Origin of the sequence: Microbacterium resistens NBRC 103078 (assembly GCF_001552355.1) — a bacterium.
GTDB classification, from domain to species: domain Bacteria; phylum Actinomycetota; class Actinomycetes; order Actinomycetales; family Microbacteriaceae; genus Microbacterium; species Microbacterium resistens.
Genome location: NZ_BCRA01000005.1, coordinates 1 through 23,947 on the forward strand (window position 1 = coordinate 1; position 23,947 = coordinate 23,947).

Annotated in this window: 25 protein-coding genes; 15 read left to right on the forward strand and 10 right to left on the reverse strand. The window is 72.7% G+C overall.

The features are described from left to right. Both MR1_RS00700 and MR1_RS00705 read left to right on the forward strand, forming a co-directional pair. The coding region (locus tag MR1_RS00700) for an acyl-CoA dehydrogenase family protein (protein WP_303621317.1) at positions 1 to 611 on the forward strand (611 nt) is incomplete at its 5' end. Next, positions 608 to 1,717 carry an acyl-CoA dehydrogenase family protein gene (locus MR1_RS00705; protein ID WP_067242414.1) on the forward strand — a complete coding sequence of 370 codons (1,110 nt, stop codon included), beginning with the start codon at positions 608 to 610 and terminating at the stop codon, positions 1,715 to 1,717. The genes MR1_RS00700 and MR1_RS00705, both read left to right, overlap by 4 nt. Positions 1,718 to 1,734: 17 nt before the next feature. Here the strand turns inward: MR1_RS00705 and MR1_RS00710 are convergent, their stop codons facing one another. Further along, positions 1,735 to 2,478 (reverse strand): SDR family NAD(P)-dependent oxidoreductase, encoded by a 744-nt coding sequence (locus tag MR1_RS00710; RefSeq protein WP_067242417.1) that lies wholly within the window; start codon positions 2,476 to 2,478, stop codon positions 1,735 to 1,737. A gap of 62 nt (positions 2,479 to 2,540) precedes the next feature. Between MR1_RS00710 and MR1_RS00715 the strand changes: the two genes are divergently transcribed. Then, entirely contained in the window at positions 2,541 to 2,981 is a 441-nt protein-coding gene (locus MR1_RS00715) for a VOC family protein (protein ID WP_067242420.1), read from the forward strand. Here MR1_RS00715 and MR1_RS00720 read toward each other — a convergent pair. Both MR1_RS00720 and MR1_RS00725 read right to left on the reverse strand, forming a co-directional pair. Beyond that, on the reverse strand, positions 2,975 to 3,853 hold the full coding sequence (locus MR1_RS00720) for an aldo/keto reductase (RefSeq protein WP_255218057.1): 879 nt from the start codon (positions 3,851 to 3,853) through the stop codon (positions 2,975 to 2,977). The genes MR1_RS00715 and MR1_RS00720 overlap by 7 nt on opposite strands. Beyond that, positions 3,850 to 4,572 (reverse strand): SDR family NAD(P)-dependent oxidoreductase, encoded by a 723-nt coding sequence (locus tag MR1_RS00725; RefSeq protein ID WP_217996156.1) that lies wholly within the window; start codon positions 4,570 to 4,572, stop codon positions 3,850 to 3,852. The genes MR1_RS00720 and MR1_RS00725 overlap by 4 nt, the downstream gene beginning before the upstream one ends. Before the next feature lie 98 nt (positions 4,573 to 4,670). On the opposite strand from MR1_RS00725, the gene MR1_RS00730 reads away from it, so the two are divergent. After that, entirely contained in the window at positions 4,671 to 5,537 is an 867-nt protein-coding gene (locus MR1_RS00730) for a CoA transferase subunit A (protein WP_067242423.1), read from the forward strand. Next, positions 5,534 to 6,286 (forward strand): CoA-transferase subunit beta, encoded by a 753-nt coding sequence (locus tag MR1_RS00735; protein ID WP_067242426.1) that lies wholly within the window; start codon positions 5,534 to 5,536, stop codon positions 6,284 to 6,286. The genes MR1_RS00730 and MR1_RS00735 overlap by 4 nt, the downstream gene beginning before the upstream one ends. A 38-nt stretch (positions 6,287 to 6,324) precedes the next feature. Here MR1_RS00735 and MR1_RS00740 read toward each other — a convergent pair whose 3' ends face one another. Next, positions 6,325 to 6,936 carry a TetR/AcrR family transcriptional regulator gene (locus tag MR1_RS00740; RefSeq protein WP_157517844.1) on the reverse strand — a complete coding sequence of 204 codons (612 nt, stop codon included), beginning with the start codon at positions 6,934 to 6,936 and terminating at the stop codon, positions 6,325 to 6,327. 120 nt (positions 6,937 to 7,056) lie between these two features. On the opposite strand from MR1_RS00740, the gene MR1_RS00745 reads away from it, so the two are divergent. Next, positions 7,057 to 8,670, forward strand: a complete 1,614-nt coding sequence (locus tag MR1_RS00745; RefSeq protein WP_067242430.1) for an AMP-binding protein — start codon at positions 7,057 to 7,059, stop codon at positions 8,668 to 8,670. An 18-nt stretch (positions 8,671 to 8,688) separates the two neighbouring features. On the opposite strand, the gene MR1_RS00750 is transcribed toward MR1_RS00745, so the two are convergent. From MR1_RS00750 to MR1_RS00760, 3 genes are all read right to left on the reverse strand, one after another. Beyond that, on the reverse strand, positions 8,689 to 9,543 hold the full coding sequence (locus MR1_RS00750; protein WP_067242433.1) for an SDR family NAD(P)-dependent oxidoreductase: 855 nt from the start codon (positions 9,541 to 9,543) through the stop codon (positions 8,689 to 8,691). Then, a complete protein-coding gene (locus tag MR1_RS00755; protein ID WP_067242436.1) occupies positions 9,543 to 10,763 on the reverse strand; it encodes an acetyl-CoA C-acetyltransferase in 1,221 nt (406 codons plus the stop codon). Before MR1_RS00755 ends, MR1_RS00750 begins: the two co-directional genes overlap by 1 nt. Before the next feature lie 75 nt (positions 10,764 to 10,838). Continuing rightward, the gene (locus tag MR1_RS00760; protein WP_067242438.1) at positions 10,839 to 11,624 is read right to left on the reverse strand and encodes an SDR family oxidoreductase; all 786 of its coding nucleotides are present in this window, start codon (positions 11,622 to 11,624) and stop codon (positions 10,839 to 10,841) included. A gap of 83 nt (positions 11,625 to 11,707) precedes the next feature. On the opposite strand from MR1_RS00760, the gene MR1_RS00765 reads away from it, so the two are divergent. The 9 genes from MR1_RS00765 to MR1_RS00805 all read left to right on the forward strand — a co-directional run bounded on the left by MR1_RS00765 (position 11,708) and on the right by MR1_RS00805 (position 20,315). Then, positions 11,708 to 12,529, forward strand: coding sequence for an SDR family NAD(P)-dependent oxidoreductase (locus MR1_RS00765; RefSeq protein ID WP_067242441.1), 822 nt, complete (start codon positions 11,708 to 11,710; stop codon positions 12,527 to 12,529). Further along, entirely contained in the window at positions 12,529 to 13,071 is a 543-nt protein-coding gene (locus MR1_RS00770) for a nuclear transport factor 2 family protein (RefSeq protein ID WP_067242445.1), read from the forward strand. Before MR1_RS00765 ends, MR1_RS00770 begins: the two co-directional genes overlap by 1 nt. Before the next feature lie 97 nt (positions 13,072 to 13,168). After that, the gene (locus MR1_RS00775; RefSeq protein WP_217996157.1) at positions 13,169 to 14,398 is read left to right on the forward strand and encodes an ABC transporter substrate-binding protein; all 1,230 of its coding nucleotides are present in this window, start codon (positions 13,169 to 13,171) and stop codon (positions 14,396 to 14,398) included. Positions 14,399 to 14,408: 10 nt separating this feature from the next. Next, entirely contained in the window at positions 14,409 to 15,284 is an 876-nt protein-coding gene (locus MR1_RS00780) for a branched-chain amino acid ABC transporter permease (RefSeq protein ID WP_067242448.1), read from the forward strand. Next, positions 15,281 to 16,312 carry a branched-chain amino acid ABC transporter permease gene (locus MR1_RS00785; RefSeq protein ID WP_084344255.1) on the forward strand — a complete coding sequence of 344 codons (1,032 nt, stop codon included), beginning with the start codon at positions 15,281 to 15,283 and terminating at the stop codon, positions 16,310 to 16,312. The genes MR1_RS00780 and MR1_RS00785 overlap by 4 nt, the downstream gene beginning before the upstream one ends. Further along, complete coding sequence (locus tag MR1_RS00790) at positions 16,302 to 17,081, forward strand: ABC transporter ATP-binding protein (protein ID WP_067242452.1); 780 nt, start codon at positions 16,302 to 16,304, stop codon at positions 17,079 to 17,081. Before MR1_RS00785 ends, MR1_RS00790 begins: the two co-directional genes overlap by 11 nt. Further along, positions 17,078 to 17,797 carry an ATP-binding cassette domain-containing protein gene (locus MR1_RS00795; protein ID WP_067242456.1) on the forward strand — a complete coding sequence of 240 codons (720 nt, stop codon included), beginning with the start codon at positions 17,078 to 17,080 and terminating at the stop codon, positions 17,795 to 17,797. The genes MR1_RS00790 and MR1_RS00795 overlap by 4 nt, the downstream gene beginning before the upstream one ends. Further along, positions 17,794 to 19,455 (forward strand): class I adenylate-forming enzyme family protein, encoded by a 1,662-nt coding sequence (locus MR1_RS00800; protein ID WP_084344256.1) that lies wholly within the window; start codon positions 17,794 to 17,796, stop codon positions 19,453 to 19,455. Before MR1_RS00795 ends, MR1_RS00800 begins: the two co-directional genes overlap by 4 nt. Further along, positions 19,452 to 20,315 carry an SMP-30/gluconolactonase/LRE family protein gene (locus tag MR1_RS00805; protein WP_067242460.1) on the forward strand — a complete coding sequence of 288 codons (864 nt, stop codon included), beginning with the start codon at positions 19,452 to 19,454 and terminating at the stop codon, positions 20,313 to 20,315. Before MR1_RS00800 ends, MR1_RS00805 begins: the two co-directional genes overlap by 4 nt. A 229-nt stretch (positions 20,316 to 20,544) precedes the next feature. On the opposite strand, the gene MR1_RS00810 is transcribed toward MR1_RS00805, so the two are convergent. From MR1_RS00810 to MR1_RS00820, 3 genes are read right to left on the reverse strand one after another with little or no spacing between them, the layout of a single operon-like run. Beyond that, entirely contained in the window at positions 20,545 to 21,267 is a 723-nt protein-coding gene (locus tag MR1_RS00810) for an ABC transporter ATP-binding protein (protein WP_067242464.1), read from the reverse strand. Next, entirely contained in the window at positions 21,260 to 23,083 is a 1,824-nt protein-coding gene (locus MR1_RS00815; protein ID WP_067242467.1) for a branched-chain amino acid ABC transporter ATP-binding protein/permease, read from the reverse strand. The genes MR1_RS00810 and MR1_RS00815 overlap by 8 nt, the downstream gene beginning before the upstream one ends. Before the next feature lies 1 nt (position 23,084). Then, positions 23,085 to 23,942 (reverse strand): branched-chain amino acid ABC transporter permease, encoded by an 858-nt coding sequence (locus MR1_RS00820; RefSeq protein WP_067242470.1) that lies wholly within the window; start codon positions 23,940 to 23,942, stop codon positions 23,085 to 23,087. Between the last annotated feature and the right edge of the window lie 5 nt (positions 23,943 to 23,947).

Sequence of the window (23,947 nt, forward strand, 5' to 3'; positions counted from 1 at the left end):
ACCCGGACGCGGCGACGCTGCGGTACGTGGTCGACGGCGACCGCATCGCCCCGGCGACGCTGGAGCGGACGGGGCAGTCCCTGGCCCCCACCCGTCGGCTGGGCGTGCTCGCCGCCGACGGAGAGGCACGGGCGATCACGCCGGATGCCCGTGCCTCCGCCGAGCGCGAGGCCGTGCTCGCCGCCACCGCCGTGCTGCTCGGCGCCGGCGAGCGCCTCCTTCGGGAGGCGGTGCAGTACGCCGGCGTGCGCGAGCAGTTCGGGCGCCCGATCGGCGAGTTCCAGGCGCTCAAGCATCAGCTCGCCGACGTGCGGGTCGCGCTGAGCTTCGCCCGGCCGCTGCTGTGGAACGCGGCGCTCACGGCCGACACCGGCACCGGCGACCGGGACAGCTCGGCCGCGAAGATCGCCGCGTCGGAGGCGGCGACCCGCGCGGCCCGCGTCGCCCTGCAGGTGCACGGCGCGATCGGCTACACGGCCGAGCACCCCCTGCGGATCTGGCTCGGGCTCGTCCCCGCGCTGTCCCGCGTCTGGGGCACGCCCGCCCAGCACCGCGCCCGCGTGGCCGGTGCGATCCTGTCCGACGGCTCGAGCGCGAGGGAGCGAGCATGAACTTCACCGTCACCGAGGAGCAGGAGGAGCTGATCGAGCTCGTCCGCGCGGTCCTCGCACAGCGCTCGGACGACCGCGCGATGCGGGCCGCGCTCGAGAGCGACGCGGGATACGACACCGAGCTCTGGCGGCTGCTGTGCACGGAGATCGGCGCCGCCTCGCTCGCGATCCCGGAGGAGGCCGGCGGGGCCGGGTTCTCCACGTTCGAGACGCACCTCGTGCTCGAGGAGCTCGGTCGCGGTCTCACGCCGTCCCCCTACCTCGGCTCCGTGGCGATCACGGCGCAGGCCATCCTCGCGACGCACGATGACGAGGCGGCGGCGCGCCTGCTGCCCGGCCTCGCGGAGGGCACGCGCATCGGCGCGCTCGGCTGGGCGGCACCGGACGGCCGGTGGGACCCCGAGCGTGTCGCGGTCACGGCGACGCCCGGCGAGCCCTGGCGAGTGACCGGCCGGGTCCCGCTGGTGCTCGAGGGCGCGACGGCGGACGTCCTCGTCGTCGTCGCGAACACCGCCGACGGCGCCCGCCTCTTCGAGCTCCTGGAGCCGGACGCGGTCCGCCGGGACGTCACCCCCGCCATGGACCCAGGGCTGCGTGTCGCGACCCTGCACCTCGAGGACGTCGCCGCCCGCCCGCTCGGCGACGGCGCGCCGGACGTGCTCCCGCTCGTCCTCGACCACGCCCTGACCGCCGTCAGCGCCCTGCAGAGCGGCACCGCCGCCCGGGCGTTGGCGAGCAGCCTCGCGTACGTCGGGCAGCGCGTGCAGTTCGGGCGGCCCATCGGCTCCTTCCAGGCGGTCAAGCACCGGTTGGCCGATCTGCACGTCCGGGTCGAGACCGCCGCGACGACGACCAGAGCGGCCGCGCGTGCGGTCGCGGACGGTTCCGCCGAGCGCACGTCGCTCGCCCGGCTCGCGAAGGCGTGGTGCAGCGAGACCCTCGACCAGGTCGCCGCCGAGATGATCCAGCTGCACGGCGGCATCGCGATCACCTGGGAGCACGACGCCCACCTCGTGTTCAAGCGCGCGCACGCACTCGGACAGCTCTTCGGGACCGCGGCCGAGCAGCGGGCGCGGGCGGCGGACTGGGCGCTGCAGCCCGCATGATCCGCCGCCGCGCCGGCTCAGGCCGTCACGCCGCCGTCGATGACGAAGTCCTGCCCGGTGCAGTAGCTGCTGGCGTCGCTCGCGAGGAACGCCACGAGGTTCGACACCTCCTCCGGGCGACCGGCACGCGGGATCGGGATGCCCGCGATGAAGCCGACCCCCGCGCGCGTGTCCTCGCTGATCATGGGCGTGTCGACCGCCCCGGGACAGATGGAGTTGACCCGGATCCCGTGGACTCCGAGCTCCCGCGCCGCGGAGCGGGTGATGCCGCGGAGCGCGAACTTCGACGCGGAGTACGCGACGCGATCCGCGTAGCCGGTCAGACCCGCCGTCGAGGAGACGTTCACGATCGATCCGCCCCTCGCCTTCATCAGGGGCAGCATCGCCTGGATCCCCAGCATCGGACCGATCGCGTTCACATCCATGGTGAGCCGGATCGTCCGCTCCTCGGCGTCCTCCAGCGGACCCGTCGGACAGTAGCCGGCGTTGTTGACGAGCACGTCCACCCGGCCGAACGCCCGACGGGCGGCCTCCGCCACCGCGTCCCAGGCGGCGCGCGACGAGACGTCGTGGGCGAGGCCGATCGCGCGGTCGCCGAGAGCGTCCGCGACCCCGGCGACCGCGGCCTCGTCCAGGTCGGTGAGGACGAGCCGGGCGCCGAGCCCGTGCAGGAGCCGGGCGTGTGCGCGCCCCTGGCCGCCGGCGGCGCCGGTGAGCACGACGACCGTGTCGTCGAGGCGGATGAGAGGGATTGTCGTCATGACGGTCCTTCCGTGAGGGATGGTGGGTGGGCGGGTCGGCGCCCCGGGAGGGAGGAGCGCCCGTGACACGGCTGCATCACATCGGGATCACGGTGAGCGACACCGAGCGGAGCGTGGAGTTCTACCGGGCGCTGGGCGCCGTCGACGTCGTCCGCCCCCGGGAGAAGAGCGGTCCAGCGGTCGAAGCGGCCACGGGATACCCGGGCATCCGGATCCTGCTCACGTTCCTGGGCTTCGGCGACGGCGGCACGGTGATCGAGCTGGCCGAGTACCGGGGCGGCGGCTCCCGGCGCGTCGATCCCGACAACGGCAGCATCGGCGCGGCGCACCCCGCCCTGCTCGTGGATGACATCGACGAGCGTCTGCGCCGCGTCGCGGACCTCGGATACCGCGCCCTGTCCGCGCCGATGACGGCGACCGACGGGCCGATGGAGGGGTTCCGGTACGTCTACGTCCTGGGCCCGGACGACGTCCGCGTGGAGCTCCTCGAAGAGCCTCACTGAGTCCGCTCCCCGACACCGCCCGCGAGCTCGGCGCGCTCGGCCTCCTCCAGGACCAGGGCCGTCGCGGCCGCGGAGTCGCGCACGCTCTCCGGGCGGCTCGCGCCCGGCACCGGGATCATCCGGTCGGAGAGGGTCAGGAGCCATGCGAGCGCGACCCGCTGTACGCTCACCCCGCGGCGCTCGGCGACGCGACGGAAGGCGGGGGCCGCGTCGGCGAGTCCCTTCGCGGCCCTCATCCCGCCGAGCGGCCCCCAGGCGAGGAACGCCAGCCCCCGCCGTTCGCAGGCGCGGAGCACCGCGTGGCTGTCCCGGCCCAGCGGAGAGTACTCGTTCTGCACGCTGACCAGCGCGTCTCCGAGCACGTCCTTGGCGATGTCGAGCTGCGCCTCGTCCACGTTCGAGACGCCCACCCGGATCACGAGCCCTTCGTCCACGAGCCCGCGCAGCGCCCCCATCGAGTCGGCGTAAGGCACCTTCGGGTCCGGTCGGTGGTGCTGGTACAGCGGCAGCGCCGGCAGACCCAGCCGGCGCAGGGACGCCCGCGCGGCCGCGGCGAGATGCTCCGGCGATCCGTCGATCCACCAGGTGGCGTTCGGTCCCCGCGTGTGCCCGCCCTTCGTGGCGATGACGACGCGGTCGACGGCTCCGGGCACCGCGCGCAGGGCCCGCACCAGGGCGGTCTCGTTCACGCCCATGTCGCCCGTCGGACCGTAGCTGTCGGCGGTGTCGAACAGGGTGACGCCCGCGTCCAGGGCCGCGTGGACCGCACGGACGCCGCGTGCGCGGTCCGTCTCCAGGGTCTGCGTCATCGTCATGGCGCCGAAGCCGACCGCCGAGACGCGCAGGTCCCCCAGGGCGCGGGTCGGGATCACTTCCCCGCCGCCGTCCATCCGCCGTCCACGGGAAGGCACTGCCCGTAGACGTGCGTGGCGTCGCAGAGCATCCACACGATCGCCTCCGCGATCTCCTCCGGCCGTGCCAGCCGGCCCCGGGGCGTGCGCGCCTCGGCCATCGTGAGGTCGTAGCCGGTCCGCTCCAGGTCCTCGACCATGGGGGTGCGGGTGTGGCCCGGGGCGATGGCGTTGACGCGGACGCCGCTGGGCGCCCATTCGATCGCCAGGTTCTCCATCAGCTGGCGCTCCGCGGCCTTGGCCGTGCCGTAGTCCGCCTGGTTCGCCCATCCCCGGTAGGCCGTCGTGGACGACACCATGACGATCGACGCGGGAAGACCGCCGAGTCGGCGGACGACGGCGCGGGACACGGCCAGTGCCCCGATGACGTGGACCTCGTACTGCCGCCGCATGGCGTCCAGAGCGATGTCCAGCGCGGGGACGTACGCGCCGCGGATGCCGTGGCACAGGACCACGCCGGTGACCGGCTCTTCGGCCGCGCACGCGGCGACAGCGGCGTCGACGGCGCCCTCGTCGCTGACGTCCACCCGGACGGAAGGCACGTCGTCGGCGACGGACGGCGCCAGGTCGAAGACGGTCACCCTGCCGCCCCGCGCGAGGAGCCGCTCGACGACCGCGGCGCCGATGCCGCTCGCCCCTCCGGTCACGATCGTGTGCCCGGGTCCGGTGGCTTCCCTCACGACGTCCTCCTCGACCTGTCCGCGAGACGCCATGCTAGCCTAGGGACCAAACAAGCGCTAGGTTTGCGCTGTTCGCAGAGTCGCGGAGAAGGAGCACTATGGCCGACAAACGGACCAGCCTGGATGAGGCCGTCGCCTCGATCCGGAGCGGGATGACGGTGGGCATCGGCGGATGGGGCTCCCGGCGCAAGCCGATGGCCCTCGTCCGCGCCCTGCTGCGCACGGACGCGACGGATCTGACCGTCGTCGCCTTCGGCGGGCCCGACGTGGGCCTGCTCGCCGCCGCCGGACGCATCCGCAAGCTCGTCTACGGCTTCGTCTCGCTGGACAGCATCCCCCTGGACCCGCTGTTCACGCGGGCCCGCGAGGAGGGCGCGTTCGAGGTCGAGGAGTACGACGAGGGCATGTTCGTCGCCGGCCTCCGGGCCGCCGGGCAGCGGGTCGACTTCCAGCCGATCCTCGCCGGGCTCGGCTCCGACGTGCTGCCGGCGAACCCGCGACTGAAGACCATCCGTTCCCCGTACTCCGAGGAGCAGTACGTCGCCATGCCCGCGCTGCCCCTCGACGTCGCGCTCGTGCACATGAACCGCGCGGACGCCGCGGGCAACAGCCAGTATCTGGGCCCGGACCCGTACTTCGACGACCTCTTCGCGATGGCGGCGCAGCGCACCATCGTGTCCGCGGAGAAGATCGTCCCCACCGAGAGCCTGCTCGACGAGGCCTCCTTCCACACCCTGCTGTTCAGCCGGATGTACGTCGACGCCGTCGTCGAGGCGCCGCGCGGCGCGCACTTCACGACCTGCGAGCCCGACTACCCCCGCGACGAGGCCTTCCAGCGGGAGTACGCCGCCGCGGCGAAGGACCCCGACGCCTGGGCCGCCTTCACCCGGACCTACCTCGACACCGACGACGCCGGATACCACGCGGCCGTCGCCCGCTTCCACGCCGCCCAGGGAGAGTCATGACCGCGCCCGCCACCCTCGCCGAGATCTGCGTCGCCGCCTGCGCAGACACCTACCGTTCGTCCGGCGAGGTGCTCGCCCACGCCGTGGGCACCATCCCGACCATCGGCGCCCGGCTCGCCCGGCGCACCTCCGCGCCGGACATCGTGCTGACCGACGGCGAGGCCTTCCTCATGAGCGACCCGCCTCCGCTCGGGCGCAGCGCGGCCGGCGGCGGGACCATCGAGGGATGGGCCCCGTTCGGCCGGATCTTCGAGATCCTCGCGACGGGGCGACGGCAGAGCATGATGGGCGCCAGCCAGATCGATCGATACGGGAACCAGAACATCTCCCTCATCGGCGACTGGGATCGCCCGAAGCGCCAGCTCATCGGGGTCCGCGGCGCCCCCGGCAACACCGCGAACCACCGGGTCGACTACTGGGTGTCGAGGCACAGCCCGCGGGTCTTCGTCGACGCGGTCGACATGGTCTCCGGCGTGGGAAACGACCGCGCCCGAGACGCCGGGCTGCGCTTCCATCGTCTCGGCGTGATCGTGACCAACCTCGCGGTCCTCGACTACGACGAGGAGGGACGCGTCCGGGTCCGCTCGATCCATCCCGGCGTCGATCCGCAGGCGGTCGCCGACGCCACGGGCTTCCCCCTCGACGTCTCCGCCGCGGCGACCACGCGTCTGCCCGATGCGGAGGAGCTGCGCCTCATCCGCGAGGAGCTCGACCCGCGCGGCGCCCGCACGCGCGAGGTCCCCGACTGATCCGACCGGTCGTGGGCGGTCGCGCGACCGCCCACGGCTCAGTCCACGAGGAGGCCGCCGTGCAGCAGGTCGAGGTAGTTCTCGGTCAGGCTCGCCGCCGTGTGCGTGCCGCTGGGTCGGTACCAGGCCACCGTCGACCACACCGAGTCGCGGATGAAGCGGTAGGCGATCGGGGCGTCGAGGGTGTCCCGGAAGACGCCCTGACGCTGCCCCTCCCGGATCTGGCCGAGCCACAGCGACTCGATCTGGAGGCTGTTCTCCTTGACGAACTCGAAGCCCGGCTGGGTGGCGAGGAAGCTCGACTCGTTCTGGTAGAGGCCCACCGCGTCGGGCTTGCTGACCACCGTCTCGAAGGCGTGCTCGATGAGGCGGTCCAGCGTCTCCCGGGGGCCCGACGACTCGGCGACGATCTGCTCGAAGCGCCCGTACAGGTCGGTCATGAAGGTGCGCAGGATCTCCTGGAGGATCGCCTCCTTCGAGGAGAAGTGATGATAGAGACTGCCGGAGAGGATCCCGGCCTCGTCGGCGATGTCGCGCACGGTCGTCGCCGAGTAGCCGCGCTGGGAGATCAGGTGGGCGGCGATGGACAGGATCTGCTCTCTCCGCTCGGAGCTCTGCTCGCCTCGCGTGGTCCGCGGGTTCATCGCCATGGCTTCTCCTTCTGGGGTGCCGGGAGTATTTCACAACAAGCGCTTGTTCAATAGTGCACCATCGCAGGCCGGAACACGCGCTCCGAGAGAGGTTTTCTTATGGTATGGGAAGGACCCCGCATGACCGTTTCTGACACCGACACCGTCCCGGCGCTGCTCCGGGAGAAGGCGGAGCTGGGCGCGCATCCGGCGATCGTCGACGCCGGCCGCGTCATCACCTACGGGGAGCTGCCCGCCCGCGTCGCTGAGGTGTCCCGCGCCTACCTCGCCGCGGGCGTCCTGCCCGGTGACCGCGTGGGACTCTGGGCTCCCAACCGGGCCGAGTTCATCCTCGCGATGCTCGGCGCGCAGGCCGTCGGCATCGCGGTCGTCCCCCTGAACAGCCGCTACACCGGCCACGAGGCCGCGACCATCCTGGCCCGCGCCCGGGCGACGGCCATCGTGCTCGCGGACGGCTTCCTCGGCCGGTCGATGTCGACCATGCTGCGCGAGGCGGCTGCCGAGCTCGGCGCCGACGGGGCGGTCGTCCCCGGGCTCCCGCACCTCCGCGCGGTCGTGACGATGGACGAGGGGGCCGGTCCCGTGCTCTCGTGGTCGCGATTCCTCTCCGCCGGAGAGGGCGTCCCCCTGGCCCGCGTGGAGGAGGCCGCGGACGCCGTGACCGCCGACACCGTGATGGACGTGCTGTTCACCTCGGGGACCACGGGGGTGCCGAAGGGCGTGATGAGCGCGCACCGGCAGACCCTCGGCGTCGCCCGCTCCTGGGCGAAGGGCGCGTTCCTCACTCCGGAGGACCGGTACGCCGTGGTCAATCCGTTCTTCCACGGCTTCGGCTACAAGGCGGGGATGATCACGTCCCTGATGGCGGGGACCACGATCTACCCGGTGGCGGTCTTCGACGCCGATGCGCTGCTGGAGCTCATCCAGCGCGAGCGCATCACCGTGCTTCCCGGGGTGCCGACGCACTTCACCTCCCTCATCGACCACCCGCGCCTTCGGGAGTACGACCTGTCCTCCCTCCGCTTCGCCATCGCCGGTGCGACGGCGGCGCCGGAGACGCTGTTCCGGGACATGGTGGACAAGCTCGGGTTCCGCACCGTGGCGCAGGCCTACGGCCTGACCGAGTGCATCGTCGCGACGCTCTCGCGCCCCGGCGAGTCCCTCGAGCACGCCTCGCAGACCACGGGCCCCGCCGTGGAGGGGGTCGAGATCCGCGTCGTCGACCCGGAGGGCCGGGACGTCGGCGTGGGCGAGGACGGCGAGATCCTGCTGCGCGGGGACTCCGTGATGCTCGGCTACTTCGAGGACGAGGCCGCGACCCGCGCCGTGGTCGACGAGGACGGCTGGTTCCACACCGGGGACGTCGGGCGCCTGGACGAGCACGGCTGCCTGAAGATCACCGACCGCCTGAAGGACATGTTCATCGTCGGCGGATTCAACGTCTACCCCGCGGAGGTGGAGAACGTGCTGCGCCAGCACCCCGCCGTCAACGAGTCCGCCGTCATCGGCGTGGACGACGCGCGCCTGGGCACCGTCGGGCGCGCCTACGTGCTGCTGCTGCAGAACGCCGGCGAGGACGTCCCGCTCCCCGGCGCCGCGGATCTGGAGGCGTTCTGCCGGTCCCGCCTCGCGAACTTCAAGGTGCCCAGGGAGTTCGTCTTCGTCGACGAGTTCCCGCGCAACGCCACCGGCAAGATCCTCAAGCCCGAGCTCCGCGCGCGCGGCGCGGCCTGAGCCCGCCGGCGACGGCGCTCACCCGAGGCGGACGGGACGCGGCGCGGCCTGCATCCCGACGGGGGTGAGCCAGTCGCCGAGCGGACCGTCGAAGGCGGCCGCGATGGCGGCGGCGTCCCACTCCTCGGCCGTCTGCAGGGCGTTCGGCGCCGGCGGGGCGATGAGTCCGAGATGACGCCCGTCGAAGCGGACGATCTGCCCGTTCAACCGCTGCGAGCGCGGGCTGAGCAGGTACACGACCAGGGGCGCCACCGCGCCGGGGGCCGGTCCCGGGGGAACCGAGCCGTCCGGGTTGAGCGCGGACATGGCCGTCTGCGCCAGCGGCGAGACGGCGTTGACGCGCACGCCGTCCGGCGCCTCCAGCGCCCACCCGTAGGTGAGCCCCATCACCGCGCCCTTGGTCGCCCCGTACAGGGAGAGGCCGGGGTAGCCCTGCAGGGCGCCGGACACCACGTTCACGATCGTCCCGCCCCCGTGGGCGGCGAAGTGGCGGAGCGCCGCGACCCCGCAGTGGATCACGCCCGCGACGTTCACGTCCAGCGTGTCCGTCACCGTGGCGGCGTCCTGCCCCACCGCCGCGCCCGCGCTGAGGACGCCGGCGTTGTTCACCAGGCCGTCCATGCGCCCGAACTCGCGGACGCAGCGCTCCACGAGCACGCCACCCGTGGCCGGATCCGCCACGGATGCGGCGACGGCGATCGCGGCCCCGCCGACGCCGCGGATGACCGCGGCGGCGTCCTGGGCCGCGTCCCGGTCGAGATCGCAGACCACGACGGCCGCACCGGCATCCGCGGCCGCGGCGGCGTACGCCCGCCCGAGGCCGCGCCCGGCGCCGGTGACGACGACGGCGCGGCCCTCGAGCAGGCCGGGCATCAGCTCAGCCGCTCCAGCACCATCGCCATGCCCTGACCGCCCGCGACGCACATGGTCTCGACGGCGAACTGCTCGTCGCGCTCCTGCAGGGCGTGGATCGCCGTCGTCGTGATGCGCGCGCCGGTCATGCCGAACGGGTGCCCCAGGGCGATCGCCCCGCCGTTGACGTTGACCCGGTCCGCGTCGATCCCGATGTCGTCGATCGAGGGCAGGACCTGGGCGGCGAAGGCCTCGTTGATCTCGAGGATGTCGATGTCGCCGATCGTCATGCCCGCGTGCCCGAGGGCCCGCCGCACCGCCTCGACCGGCCCGAGCCCCATGATCTCCGGCGAGAGCGCGGACACCCCGGTGGAGACGATCCGCGCGAGCGGGGTGAGACCGAGCTCCGCCGCGCGTGAGTCGCTCATCACGACCAGCGCGGCCGCGCCGTCGTTGAGCGGGCAGCAGTTCGCCGCGGTGACCGTCCCGTGCGGGCGGAAGACGGGCTGCAGCCCGCCGATCCCCTCCAGCGTCACACCGGCGCGGGGCCCGTCGTCGGCGGAGACCACGGACCCGTCGGCGAGCGTCACCGGCGTGATGTCCCGCTCCCAGAATCCGCGGGCGGCGGCGGCCTCGGCGCGATTCTGGCTCAGCACCGCCCACTCGTCCTGCGCCCGTCGGGACACGCCCCGGAAGCTCGCGACGTTCTCCGCCGTCTCCCCCATCGCGATGTAGATGTCCGGCAGCTCGCCGCGCGTGCGCGGGTCCGACCAGACGAACGAGGGGTCGGCGGCCTCGGCCGCGACGCGCTCGGCGGCCGCCGCGAAGCGCGGGTGCTTCGTGTCGGGCATCCCGTCCGACTTGCCGAGCCCGAAGCGCGACACCGCCTCCACTCCGGCGGAGAGGAAGACGTCGCCCTCCCCCGCCTTGATCGCGTGGAACGCCATGCGGGTGGTCTGCAGGGAGGACGAGCAGTACCGGTGCACCGTCGTGCCGGGCAGCGCGTCCAGGCCGAGCTGCAGCGCCACGATGCGGGCGAGGTTGTACCCCTGCTCTCCGGCAGGCTGCGCACAGCCCAGCATCAGATCCTCGATCTCCGCCGGGTCCAGCTCCGGGACGGCGTCCAGGGCGGCCCGGACGATCTGCACGGCCAGGTCGTCGGGCCGCGTGTCCTTGAGGCTCCCCTTGTACGCGCGCCCGATGGGCGAGCGGACGGCGGAAACGATGACGGCTTCGGTCATGGGGCTCTCCTTGTGTGTTCCGGATCGTGTGCTCCGGATGCCCGGAGGGACGAGGTCGCGTCGTGCCGACGCGGGTCAGGCGGGCAGGATGTCGCCCGCGTTCGGGGTGTGGGCCAGGAACGCCGGCCACTCGCCTCCGCCGTCGACGTCGAGCACGGCGCCGGTGACGTGGGCGGACAGGGGGGAGGCGAGCATCAGGCAGGCGGCGCCGATCTCGGCCGGCTCCGCGAGACGGCCCCGGGGGATGGTGCGGGCCACGGCCGCGTACTGCGACGCGTCGCCGTAGTGGTCCACCGCCGCCTCCGTCGCCACGAGTCCGCAGCTCACCGCGTTGACCCGCACGTCGGGGGCCCACTCGACCGCGAGGCTCGCGGTGAGGCTCTCCAGCGCCGCCTTCGCCGCGCCGTACACCGCCGTGCCGGGACTCGGGCGACGGGCGCTGATGGAGGTGATGTTGATCACCGAGCCCTGGGCGTCCCGCAGGGCGGGCAGAGCGGATCGCGCGGCGAAGGCCGCGGAGAGGAAGTTGAGCTCGGTGATGGCGCGCAGATACCGCGGAGAGCCGGCCTCGAAGCGGCCGAACGGAGACCCCCCGGCGTTGTTCACGAGGACGTCGAGGCGGCCGCGACGGGAGAGGATGTCCTGGATCCAGGCGTCGACCTGGTCGGGGTCGCGGACGTCGGCGGAGCCGAACGTCGCCTCGGCGCCCCCGCCGGACGGCAGAGCGTCCGGGGTCGTCCGCCCGCAGATCTCGACGGTCGCCCCGGCCTCGAGGAAGCTCTCCGCGATGCCTCGGCCCACGCCGCGCGCCCCTCCGGTGACGGCGACGACCCGTCCTGTGAAGTCGATCGACACGCCCATGTGCCCTCCTCCGATCCGCGTGCGCGGCGACGCCGTCGTCCGCGCCCTGGCCACGCTACCAAACAAATGCTAGGTTGTGCCCCATGTCCCCCACCACCTCCCGCCCCCGCACCTGCGTCGTGACCGGCGGCGCCCTCGGCATCGGCGGCGCCGTGTCCCGTCGCCTCGCCGCGGACGGCGACCACGTCCTGCTCGTCGACCTCGACGAGGAGGCCGCCCGCCGCGCGGCATCCGACATCGCGACGGCGGGCGGACGCTGCACGGTGATCGTGGGCGACATCACCCGGGAGGAGACGGTGCGGTCCCTCGGCGCGGCCGCGGACGACGCCGGCGGCGCCGACGTCGTCGTCAACAACGTCGGCGACTTCCGGCCGGCCAAGGCGGTCTTCGTCAAGAGCGAGCCCGCCCAGTGGCAGCGGCTCCACGAGCTCAACCTCTGGCACGTGTTCACGGTCACGCACCGCCTCCTCCCGGCGATGATCGAGCGCGGGGCCGGCGCGATCGTGAACGTCTCGACGGTCGAGGCGTTCCGGGGGATCCCGGGACACGCCGTCTACTCCGCGTACAACGCGGGGGTCTCGGCGTTCACGAAGAGCCTGGCGGTGGAGCTCGGCCCCTCGGGGATCCGCGTCAACGCGATCGCCCCCGACCTGGCCGACACTCCGCAGACCCCGGCGGAGGCGATGCTCGCGGGACGGGATCCGGCGCTCCTGCGCTCATGGCTGCCGCTCGGCCGCTTCGGCGTCCCGGACGACTACGCGGAGGTGGTCGCGTTCCTCGCCTCCGACGCGGCGCGCTTCGTCACCGGGCACACGATCCCGGTCGACGGCGGGACCCTGGCCGCGTCGGGCTGGTACGGCCGCGCCGGTCGCCGCGGCTGGACGAACCTCCCGGACCACGCCTGATGCCCGCGCCGGACGCCGCCCGCGACCGCCAGGAGATCCATGATCTGATCCTGCGGTACTGCCGAGCGGTGGACCGCGCCGACTACCCGGCGGTCCTCGCGGTGTACGCCTCCGACGGGGTCGATCGGCACACCGGCTTCGAGGGCCCCGCGGCGGACTTCGTCGCCTGGCTGGCCGAGCGCACCGCGGTGTTCGACGGCACGATGCATCTCGTCGGCAACCACCTCGTCGAGCTCCACGGCGACCACGCCTTCGTCGAGACCTACGGCACGGCGGTGCACTGGGGCACTCCGCCGGAAGATCCGCGTCGGAACTTCACCAGCGGGTTCCGCTATCTCGATCACGTGCGGCGGGACGCCGCGGGGTGGCGGATCGTCGAGCGGACGGCCGTGCGCGAATGGACGCGGTCGGACGCCGGGCGGCTGATCCCGCCCGAGGGGCAGGGCCCGCGTGGGCGTCGAGGGCCGGCGGACCCGCTCGGGGAGGTCCGCGCCCGGGTGCTCCGCGCCGTCGGCGCGCACACCCCCGAGAAATCCGGTTGACCACCGAACCCGGCCGGGCTACCTTGGCAACCAAGCACTTGCTTGTGCGTCTCCCCCGAAGCCGCGTGACCCGACGACGAACCAATGGAGGTTCCTCATGTTCCGACGCAGCATGTCCCGACACCGCATCCTCGGCGTGGCGGCCGCGACCGTCGCCGCGCTCGCCCTGACCGCCTGCGCCGGCGACGACGGCGGCGCCTCCTCCTCGGGGAGCACCGCCGACGGCGGCGACCCGATCATCATCGGCCTCGACGAGGACAGCACCGGCCCCGGCGCGTCCTACGCAACGATCGCCGGGGACACCGTCCGGATGGCCGTGGACGAGATCAACGCGGACGGCGGCATCCTCGGTCGCGAGGTCAGGATCGTCGTCGGCAACGACGAGTCCGACCCCACGAAGACGCCCTCGATCGTCCGCAAGCTCGTGGACGACGGCGCGCACGCGATCATCCTCGCCACCGGCGGCGGCTCCGTGCTGCAGGCGAAGGCCGTGGCGAAGCAGGCCGGGATCACCGCCGTCGCCCCGGTCGCGATCACGACCTCGGTCGGCCTTCCCCCGGACAACGAGTTCACCTACATGCTCGCCAACGGCCTGGACGACTACGCCTCCGTCTACTGCGGGGCGTTCGAGGAGATGGGCTACGAGAAGCTGGCGATCCTCGCCGACACCACCCCCGCCATCGACAACATCGCGGGCCTGCTCGTGCCCGGGCTGGAGGAGTGCATCGACATCGTCGCGGAGGAGTCCGCGCCCGTGGACGCCGCCGACCTCGGCGCCCAGACCGCGCGCATCAAGCAGGCCGATCCCGACGTCGTGCTCGTGATGAGCGTCGGCGGGAACTTCGAGGTGCTCGCGCACAACACCCTCGACCCGCAGCTTCCGGACGTGCTCCGCTTCTCGCTGGCCTCCATCGGGAACCAGCCCGACGCGTGGGACCGCGCCAACCCCGGTGCCCTCGCGGAGGTCGTCTACATGGGATCGATCGACACCAAGAACGCGGCGACCGCAGCCCTGGAGGAGAAGCTGAAGAAGGCGAACGGCGACGACTACCGGCTGACCGCCTACGACGCGCAGGCCTACGACACCGTGCACCTGCTGAAGGCGGCGATCGAGGAGGCCGGCGGCACCGAGGACCTGACCGCGATCCGTGACGCGTTCGACGCGATCAGCGCCTACCCCGCCGCCTTCGGACAGGACGGGTTCACCCTGTCGTTCTCGCCGGACAAGCACATCGGCGCCGACAGCCTGTGCGGCCTGGTGCTCTCCGGCTTCGACGAGGACAACCAGCCCTCCGGCGCCTGGCCCGAGTACCAGGTGACGTGCTGAGGATCCGTCGATGACCGATCCGCAGCTCTGGCTCTCCGTCCTGGAGATCGGCAGCTTCTTCGGGCTGATCGCCCTCGCCTACCAGCTCACCCTGATCGGCGCCGGCTTCTTCAACTTCGCGATCGGCCCGTACGCGATGACGGCGGCGCTGGGCGCCTCCTGGTTCGTCATCGAGGTGGACCTGCCGGTGTGGCTGGGCGTGCTCGTGGGGCTGCTCGCGGCGATGGCGCTGAGCGCCCTGACGGAGCTCCTCGTCGTGCGCCCCGTGCAGCGGCGGTCGGGGCGGGGCGAGCTCCCCGCCCTGGTCGCCGTCACCGCGGTGCTCTTCATCGTCCAGCAGGGCGCCGGCACGGTCTTCGGGCGCCGCGCCCTCCCCGGGCAGAACATCGCACCGTTCGGGCCGTGGCAGCTCGGCCCCGTGCACGTCCCCGGCAGCAGCGTGCTGCTGATCGCCGTCACCGCGGCCGTCTTCGTCCTCGTCTCGATCTGGATGCGCCAGAGCCGGACCGGCCGCCTGCTGCGCGCCGTCGGCGACAACCGGGACGCCGCGCGACTGCTGGGCCTCCCGGTCGGACGCATCCGCCTGATCGCGTTCCTGCTGGCCGGCCTCATCGCCGGGATCGCCGGGATCCTGTACGCGCCCAAGAGCGGCGTCGGGTTCACCAGCGGTCTGTCCTGGACGCTGGTGGGATTCCTCGCCCTGGTCCTCGGCGGGACGGGACGCACCTGGGCGCCGCTGGTGGGCGGCCTCCTGCTCGGGGCGATCCAGGTCTTCGCGCCGTTCTACTTCGGGAGCCTCGGCCCGACGACGATGGTGCTCGTCATCGCGCTGCTGTTCTTCGCTCTGCGACCGCAGGGCATGTTCGCGACGAAGGTGAGGCTATGACCGACCGTTCGCTCGCCGTCCGCGAGACCGCCTCTCCCCGCACCGTCCCCGACGGCGGTGCACGCTGGCGGCGACTGCTGCCTCCCGCGCTCGCCGTGCTCGGTGCCGGTCTCCTGCTCGCCTGGGCCGGTGGGAGCGGGTTCAAACAGGACCTCCTCGTGCTCGTGGCGGTCTACGCGCTCATCGCGCTCGGGATGTACATCCCGTTCGTGCTGGCCGGGTCGCTGTCCATGGCGTACGCCGCGTACGCCGCGATCGGCGGCTACGCCGTGGCGATCATCGCCACGAAGACGGACCTGCCGGTCATCCTCGGATGGGTGCTGGGCCCGGCGGTGTCCGCGCTCGTGGCCACGATACTGAGCCTGCTCACCCGGCGCCTCAGCGGCTTCTACCTCGCGGCGGTCACCCTGCTGTTCAGCCTCGCGTTCGAGCCGTGGCTCATCGAGGCGAAGGAGCTCACCGGCGGATCCGGCGGGATCGGCGGGATCCCGGCACCGGTCCTGTTCGGCTGGGAGCCGCCGCGCCCGCTGCTGGTGGCCGGCGCGCTCCTCCTGGTGATCGTCGTCACCGTCCTCGTCGAGCGCGTGCGCACCGGGTCCTGGGGCGTGATCGTCCGCACGATGCGCGACGTCCCGTCCGCCGTCGAGGCCGCCGGGGTCCGCACCACCACGCTGACGACCGTCGCGCTCGCCGTCGGCGCCGCCGTCGCCTCGCTCGCCGGCGCCCTCTTCGCGAGCTTCGTGCTCAGCATCACCCCGGAGACCTTCACCCTGTCGATCGTGTTCATGGCGATCTTCATCCCCCTGATCGGCGGGCAGGGAAGCGCCTGGGGCTGTGCGGTCGGCGCGATCATCGTGGTCCAGCTGACCCTGAACATGCCGGGGTTCGAGGGGTCGGGGCAGCTCGTGCTCGCGATCGGCGTGCTGCTGATCCTGCTCGTCGCCCCGGCGGGCCTGCTCGGCTACGCCCGGCGGCTCCTCGCGGGGATCCGCTCCCGACGCGCACGAGGAGGCTCCGATGTCGCCTGATCCGATCCTGTCCGGAGACGGGCTGTCCAAGGCCTACGGCGGGCTCGTCGCCCTCGAGGACGTGTCCTTCTCCGTCGCACGCGGCGAGATCCTGGGGCTGGTCGGCCCCAACGGCGCGGGCAAGACGACCCTCGTGGACCTCATCACCGGGATCCAGGGCGCCGATCGCGGGACGCTCACGCTCGACGGCGCGCGTCTGGCCGGTCCGCCCGCCTCCCGCGCCCGCCGCGGACTGGCCCGCACGTTCCAGCATCCGCACCTCGCCCTCGACCTCACCGTCCAGGAAAACCTCCTCGTCGGGGCGGCCGCGCACCGGTTCGCCTCGACGTGGCGCATGGTCTGGGGCGTGGTGACCGACGGCGTCCGCCACCGGCGCGAGGAGACGGATCGCACGCTCGCGGTCGCCGAGGAGCTGGGCGTGCCCCACCTGGACCAGATGTGCGCGAACCTCTCCCTCGGCGAGCAGCGCCTCGTGGAGGTGGCCAGGGCCCTGGCGCAGGACCCCCTGGTCATGCTGCTGGACGAGCCGTTCGCGGGGGCCGACGCCGGCTCCGTGGCCGGGATCATCGACGCCATCCGGCAGGTGCAGCAGCGCGGCCACACCGTGATCCTGGTCGATCACAACGTGGATCTGCTCACGTCCCTGGCCGACCGGGTGATGCTGCTCGCCCAGGGACGACGGGTCTTCTCCGGCACGCCGGCCGAATGCCTGGCGAGCGCGGAGATGCAGCGGGTGTACTTCGGCACGGGCGGGGAGGAGGCCGCATGAGCGCGGATCTCGTGGTCGACGGACTGCACGTCTCCTACGGGAAGGCGACCGCGGTCGAGAACGCGTCGCTGCACGCCCCGGCGGGCACGGTCACGGCGGTGGTGGGGCCGAACGGCGCGGGCAAGTCGAGCCTCGCCCTGGGGCTGTACGGCTCGGTGGCCGCGACCGGCGGGATCCGGCTCGGCGACGAGGACCTCTCCGGGCGAAGCCCCATCCAGCGAGCCAGGGCCGGTCTCGCGATCGTCCCGCAGGGGCGCCAGCTCTTCCCCAAGCTCACCGTGCGGGACAACCTGCTCGTGTCCGCGGAGATCCTCGGCCTCGGCCGCGCCGCGGTGGACGCCGCGCTCGACCGCTTCCCGGTGCTCCGTGAGCGCCAGGGGCGCCTCGCGGGGGTCCTGTCCGGCGGCGAGCAGCAGATGCTCGTGGTCAGCCGGGCCCTCATGGGGGAGCCGCGCTGCCTGATCCTGGACGAGATGACCACGGGGCTGGCCCCGCAGATCGTCGGTCAGCTCGTGGACACCGTCCGGGCCATCGCCGCGCAGGGCGCGGCCGTGGTGCTGTTCGACCCCGCCATCGGCGCCCTGCGCCGGGCGATCGACCGCGGGCACGTGCTGCTGCGCGCCCAACTGGGCGCGCCCTATGAGGACGTCGACGCGCTGGACGCCGGCTACCGCCAGGCCATGGGCGTCATCCACGAGGAAATGGAGTCGGAATGACCGCCGTGACGACCGTCGACGCCGAGACCGTCGCCGAGTTCACCCGCCGGGGGTGGTGGGGCGACCGGAGCGTCGCCGACCACGTGGCCGCACAGGCGGCGCGCGTCCCGGACCGGATCGCGTACCTCGTCGGGGACGTCGCGCTGACGTGGGCGGAGTACGACGCACAGGTCGACGACCTCGCCCGCGTGCTGACCGCCCTGCTCCCCCGGGGCGCCCGGTTCGGGATGCTCCTGCCCGACGGCACGGAGTTCCACGTCGCGCTCTGCGCCGCCGAGCGCAGCGGCACCGTCGCCGTGGGCATGGACGCCCGGTCCGGCCGGTCCGAGATCCATCACCTGATGACGGCGTCCGGCGCCCGCGTCCTGGTGATGCGCCCCTCGCACCGCGGACGGAGCGCGCGGGAGCACCTGGAGGAGCTCCGTGCGGACGGCGCGGCGGTGGACCTGCTCGTGGAGGTGGACGCCGCCGGGCCCGTGCGCGTCGTGCGCGCGGCGGCGGACGGCTACCGCGAGGAGGAGCCGATCCGGGCGGACCTCGCCGAGACGCGCCGCCGCGCTCTCGGCCCCAACGACCTGTCCATGCTCAACTCGACGTCCGGGACGACGGGCCGGCCCAAGCTCGTCACGCAGTTCGCGAACCGCTGGCTGCACTTCAGCGAGCTCGCGTTCGCCGCCGCCGACTTCACGGAGGACGACGTGATGCTCGGCGCCGTGCCCGGGCCGTTCGGGTTCGGGCTGTGGACGGCCCATTACGCCCCGGCCATGCTCGGGATGACCACGGTGCTCATGGAGCGCTTCGACGCGGACGAGATGATCCGCCTGCTCGATCGGCACCGGGTCACGATCCTCGCCTGCGTGGCCACCCAGTTCAAGATGATGCTCGATGCGCCCTCCCTCGACCGCGTGGGACCGCTGGCGCTGCGCGCCATGTTCACCGGTGGCGAGGCGGTGTCCGCGGAACGGGCCGCCCAGTTCGAGGACCGTGTGGGGGCGGCCGTCCTCCAGTTCTACGGCTCCAACGAGTCCGGCGCCATCAGCGCCACCACCCTGCGGGACTCGCAGGAGCGGCGGCTGCGCACGGCCGGCCGGGTGTTCCCGCACGTGGACATGCGGCTGTACGACGACGCAGGGCGCGACATCACCGACACCGGAGGACCGGGGCGGCCCGGGGTGACCGGACCGACGATCTGCCTCGGATACTACGGCGACCCCGCGGCCGACGCCGAGCTGTTCCATGACGGCCATCTGATGATGCCGGACCTCGTCGAGGTGGACGAGGAGGGGTACCTCCGCGTGGTCGGCCGCACGACGGATCTCATCATCCGCGGAGGGAAGAACATCTCCGCGATCGAGGTGGAGGAGGTCGTCGAGGCCCACCCGTCGGTCGTCATGGCCTCCGCGGTGCCGGTCCCGGATCCTCTCTTCGGCGAGCGCATCGGCGTGGCCGTCACGCTGCGTGCACCGCTCACGCTCGCCGGGCTCGTCGACGCGCTGACCGCGCGCGGCGTGTCGAAGCACCTGTTCCCGGAGCGTCTCGTGGTCCTCGACGAGCTCCCCCGTGCGGCGGGCGGCAAGGTCGCGAAGGGACGCGTCCGGGAGATCGTCGCGGGGTGCGAGTCCGCCGAGACCGATCTGCGCGACCGGGGTGCGGCATGACCGCGGCTCGCGTTCCCGGAGAGGTCGTCGTCTCGGGGCTCGCCTTCCCGGAGGGGCCCCGCTGGCATCACGACGCCCTGTACTTCTCGGACGTCCACTCCCACCAGGTGCTGCGCTGGCGGGCGGGGACGCTGGAGGTCGTCGCGCACGTGCCGGGCCGCCCGTCCGGGCTGGGATTCCTCGACGAGGAGACGCTCCTCGTCTCGTCCCAGGAGGATCGTCGCGTCCACCGTGTCGACCTCCGCACACCGGGGGCGCCGCCGGTGGTCCACGCCGATCTCGGCCGCGTCGCGACCTGGCACCTGAACGACCTGCTCACCGACGCCCGCGGGCGCGCCTACGTCGGCAACTACGGCGACGGCGCCCCGCCCGGTGAGCCGATCGCTCCCGCCGCCCTCGCCCTCGTGGACGTCGACGGATCCGTGCGCGCCGTGGCCGACGAGCTGTTCTTCCCCAACGGCATGGCCCTGCTCGACGAGGGGCGCACGCTCGTCGTCGCCGAGACCCGGAGCGAGCCGGGGCGGTTGACGGCCTTCGACGTCTCAGCGGACGGTTCGCTCCGCGGCCGACGGACGCTCATCGCGTTCACGGGACAGTGGCCGGACGGCATCGCGGCGGACCGGCACGGGACGCTGTGGGTGGCCTGCCCGTTCGACGCCGAGGTGCTGCGGGTCTCCGCGGACGGCCGGATCGTCGGGCGCGTGGCGGTGCCGGATCCCTACGCCGTCGCGATCGGCGGGGACGACGGCACCGACCTGTTCGTGGCGACGGCGGACACGTGGGTTCCGGAGGAGGCCGCCGTCGTCCGTTCGGGGCGGATCCTGGTGTTCCGGGGCGTCGCCGCCGACGCCCCTCGCTAGGCGGCCCGCCCCTCCCTCTCCCCTCCCCGCACCTCCCCCGCATCTGCGGAGATCCCCTGCCCACGCGGACGGATTCGACGAGGACCGCCGCCGGGACGCGGATCACCGCGGGGCGTGCGATCACCGCAGGAACGCGCGATCACCGCGGGGGCGCGGGATCGCCGCGGGAGGGCGCGAGCCCTGGGCCGGACCTGGGCAGGCCCCGTCTCGGTCGGTCGACGACCGGCGGTCAGGCAGCGGCGCCGAAGTAGGCCTTCTGCAGCTCCTCCAGCGTGACCGTCGAGGCCGCCCCGGACAGCACCGTCCGGCCCATCTCGATCACGCTCACCTCGTCGGCGATGGCGACGGAGTCCTGGACCGCCTGCTCGACGAGGAGGATCCCGAGACCGGTCTGCTTCAGAGCGTGCACGCGCTCCATCACCTCCTTGACGATGACGGGCGCGAGCCCCTGGCTCGGCTCGTCCAGGATCAGCAGCTTCGGGCGGGCCATCAGCGCCTGCCCGATCGCGAGCATCTGCTGCTGCCCTCCGGACATGCTGGCCGCGGCGAGCGCCCGTTTGGCGGCGAGGATCGGGAACAGGTCGTAGATCTCCGGCAGCGTGTCGATCAGCGCACGCTTCCCGACGCGCCGGGAGAACCCGCCGAGGAGGAGGTTCTGCTCCACGGTGAGCTCGTGGAAGACGCGCTTGCCCTCCTGGACGTAGGAGATCCCCCGGGCGACACGCTTGTGCGGAGCGTCCTCCAGCGGCACGCCGAGGTAGCGGACCGTGCCGCCGGCGGTGCGGTTGAGGCCGGAGATCGCGCGCAGCGTCGTGGTCTTGCCCGCTCCGTTGCGGCCGAGCAGCACGGTGATCTGGCCCGCGCGGACGGTCAGCGACACGTCCCGGACAACCCGCAGATCGCCGTATCCCGTCTGCAGGTTCGAGACCTCCAGCAGCACGTCGTCAGTCATCGCCCTCTCCTGCCGTGACGGCCGCATCGTGCTCGACGGAGACCCCGAGGTACTCCTCCATCACGCGCGGGTTGCTCTCGATCTGCTCCGGGGAGCCGTGCGCCATCACCGTGCCCTGCGCGAGCACGTAGATGTCGTCGGCCAGGCGCAGCACCAGTTGGAAGTTGTGCTCCACGAGCACGACGGTCATGCCCGCCGCGCGGAGTCGGACGATCAGGCCCTCCAGGACCTCCAGCTCGTCCTCGTCCAGGCCCGACGCCACCTCGTCCAGCAGCAGCACCTTCGGGGAGGCGGCCAGGCTCCGTGCCACCTCGAGCAGCCGGCGCTGGCCGAGCGGGAGCGAGTCGGCCAGTTCGTCGCGCTGCCCGTCCAGTCCCACGAGGGCCAGGGCGCGCTCGGCGCCGTCGCGGTCCGCACGGTCCACCCTGCGGTAGCGCGGCAGACGCAGGACGGAGGAGAGCACGCTCACCCGGTCGCCGGCGTAGCGTCCGGCGAGGACGGCTTCGAAGACGGTCAGCTTCTCCGGGATGTTCGGGGTCTGGAACGTGCGGGACACGCCGCTGCGGGCGACGCGGTAGCTGGGCAGCCCCTGGATCTGCTCGCCGTCGAGCAGGATCGTCCCGGCGTCGGTCCGGTAGAAGCCCGAGATCATGTTCAGCAGGGTGGTCTTGCCGGAGCCGTTGGGCCCGATGACCGCCGTCACGGCACCCGGTCGAGCCACGACGCTCACCTCCGCGAGGGCCCGGTTCCCGCCGAACGCCTTCGAGACCCGCTCGGTCTCGAGCACGGCTCCGGCCATGTCAGGGATCTCCCCCGCGGCGAGGGGCGCCGCCGTGACGCCCGCCGCCGCCTTCGCCGCGCGATCCGCCCGTCGGACGAGCCCTCGCAGCAGCCCCGACAGTCCGCCGGTGAAGGCGACCCCTCCGATCAGGAGGAAGGCGCCCGAGATGATCAGGCCGAACTGCTGGAAGTTCGTGGCCTGGTTCATCCCGAACTGGAGCACGGCTGCCCCGGCCAGGGCCCCGTAGACGCTCGCGGACCCGCCGAAGATCGACGCGGCGAGCACCGTCATCGCGAACGAGAAGGCGAAGGCCTCCGGGGAGATGAACAGGTCCAGGTTGGCGAAGAGCACGCCGGCGAGACCGGCCGGCACGGCGCCGAGCGCGTACGCGGTGAGCTTGGTCCGGAACACCGAGATGCCCATCGAGGACGCGAGCACCGGGCTCTGCTTGAGCACGCGCAGCGCCGTGCCGTGCCGGGAGACGACGAGGTTGCGCATCACGGCGAACCAGAGGATCGCGATGACCGCGATCACGAGGTAGTAGGTCCGCGGATCGACCATCTCGCCGAACAGCGTCGGCGGCTTGATCCCCGCCAGCCCGTTGCGTCCGCCGGTGACGTCCTTGAACATCGACAGCAGGTCGGGGACGAGGAGGATGAGGAAGAACGAGGTCATCGCCAGCGACCAGCTCCCCATCCGCAGCCCCGGGATGCCGGAGATCAGGCCGACGACGAGGGCCACCAGCGCACCGGCGACGAGCTGCAGGAGCAGGTCGGTGATCCCCGCCTTGCTCATCAGCCCCGCCGTGTACGCGCCGGCGGCGTACATCGCGACCTGGCCCATGGCCAGCTCCCCGGCATAGCCCAGCGAGAGGTTCAGTCCGGACACGATGAGGGCGAGCAGCAGCGTCAGCTCGATCTGACGCGTGACGGCGTAGCCGGTGCCGAGGAACGGCAGCACGAGCAGCACGGCGCCGATCGCGAGGGGCCAGATCCACCCCGGGACCGCCCGGAGTCTCAGCCAGAACGTCGCCATGTCACACCGCCCGTTCCCTGCGACGGGTGAACAGCCCCGTCGGCTTGACCATGAGGATGAGGATGAGGATCAGGAAGACGCTGAGGTTCGCGAAGTCCGATCCGATGTACCGGCTGGCCAGGGCCTCGGTGAGACCCACGATGACCCCGCCGGCGAGGGTCCCCCACAGCGATCCGAAGCCGCCGATCGCGAGGACCACGAAGCCCTTGAGCGCGAGAGAGGCCCCGAGGGTCGCGACCGCGTAGGTCTTCGGCCCCACGAAGACGCCGAGGAACCCGGCGAGCACGCCGGTGAAGACGAAGGCGATGAGCGCGAACCGGCGCACGTTCACGCCGCGCAGCTGCGCGGCCTCGCGGTCCTCGCTCATACCGAGGAGCGCCAGGCCGTTCATGCTCCGCTTGGCGTATTGGGTCAGCCCGACCACGATGAGGACGACCAGCACGACCAGCGCGATCTCCACCGGGTACATCCGCCCGCCGGCCACGGTGAGCACCTGATCGCCGAGGAAGAACGGGACCCGGCGCGGCTCGCCGCCCCAGATCACCTGCGCGACGCCCTCCATGATGATGGAGGCGCCGAGCGTGGTGACGAGCAGGTTGTGCATGTCCTTGACGGGGCGGATCGCGATGCGCTCCTCGAGCGCCGCGATGCCGCCGACGATGAGGGCGGCGCCGATCGCGACCAGCCACCACGGCAGACCCATCACGGCGATGCCGAGGTAGGCGAGGAACGCGCCGAGCATCATCAGCGCCGCCTGGGCGAAGTTGAACGTCTTCTGGGAGAGGAAGACGATGTTGTAGCCGATCGCGACGAGCGCGTAGACCGCGCCGAGGGCGAGACCGGACCAGATGATCGTCATGGGTC

Coding starts and splice junctions, on each gene's coding strand:
- MR1_RS00780 (WP_067242448.1), top strand. CDS start 14,409: ATGACCGATCCGCAGCTCTGGCTCTCCGTCCTGGAGATCGGCAGCTTC.
- MR1_RS00730 (WP_067242423.1), top strand. CDS start 4,671: ATGGCCGACAAACGGACCAGCCTGGATGAGGCCGTCGCCTCGATCCGG.
- MR1_RS00800 (WP_084344256.1), top strand. CDS start 17,794: ATGACCGCCGTGACGACCGTCGACGCCGAGACCGTCGCCGAGTTCACC.
- MR1_RS00785 (WP_084344255.1), top strand. CDS start 15,281: ATGACCGACCGTTCGCTCGCCGTCCGCGAGACCGCCTCTCCCCGCACC.
- MR1_RS00750 (WP_067242433.1), bottom strand. CDS start 9,543: ATGCCCGGCCTGCTCGAGGGCCGCGCCGTCGTCGTCACCGGCGCCGGG.
- MR1_RS00770 (WP_067242445.1), top strand. CDS start 12,529: ATGCCCGCGCCGGACGCCGCCCGCGACCGCCAGGAGATCCATGATCTG.
- MR1_RS00760 (WP_067242438.1), bottom strand. CDS start 11,624: ATGGGCGTGTCGATCGACTTCACAGGACGGGTCGTCGCCGTCACCGGA.
- MR1_RS00735 (WP_067242426.1), top strand. CDS start 5,534: ATGACCGCGCCCGCCACCCTCGCCGAGATCTGCGTCGCCGCCTGCGCA.
- MR1_RS00790 (WP_067242452.1), top strand. CDS start 16,302: ATGTCGCCTGATCCGATCCTGTCCGGAGACGGGCTGTCCAAGGCCTAC.
- MR1_RS00755 (WP_067242436.1), bottom strand. CDS start 10,763: ATGACCGAAGCCGTCATCGTTTCCGCCGTCCGCTCGCCCATCGGGCGC.
- MR1_RS00820 (WP_067242470.1), bottom strand. CDS start 23,942: ATGACGATCATCTGGTCCGGTCTCGCCCTCGGCGCGGTCTACGCGCTC.
- MR1_RS00710 (WP_067242417.1), bottom strand. CDS start 2,478: ATGACGACAATCCCTCTCATCCGCCTCGACGACACGGTCGTCGTGCTC.
- MR1_RS00805 (WP_067242460.1), top strand. CDS start 19,452: ATGACCGCGGCTCGCGTTCCCGGAGAGGTCGTCGTCTCGGGGCTCGCC.
- MR1_RS00705 (WP_067242414.1), top strand. CDS start 608: ATGAACTTCACCGTCACCGAGGAGCAGGAGGAGCTGATCGAGCTCGTC.
- MR1_RS00815 (WP_067242467.1), bottom strand. CDS start 23,083: ATGGCGACGTTCTGGCTGAGACTCCGGGCGGTCCCGGGGTGGATCTGG.
- MR1_RS00810 (WP_067242464.1), bottom strand. CDS start 21,267: ATGACTGACGACGTGCTGCTGGAGGTCTCGAACCTGCAGACGGGATAC.
- MR1_RS00745 (WP_067242430.1), top strand. CDS start 7,057: ATGACCGTTTCTGACACCGACACCGTCCCGGCGCTGCTCCGGGAGAAG.
- MR1_RS00775 (WP_217996157.1), top strand. CDS start 13,169: ATGTTCCGACGCAGCATGTCCCGACACCGCATCCTCGGCGTGGCGGCC.
- MR1_RS00765 (WP_067242441.1), top strand. CDS start 11,708: ATGTCCCCCACCACCTCCCGCCCCCGCACCTGCGTCGTGACCGGCGGC.
- MR1_RS00740 (WP_157517844.1), bottom strand. CDS start 6,936: ATGGCGATGAACCCGCGGACCACGCGAGGCGAGCAGAGCTCCGAGCGG.
- MR1_RS00795 (WP_067242456.1), top strand. CDS start 17,078: ATGAGCGCGGATCTCGTGGTCGACGGACTGCACGTCTCCTACGGGAAG.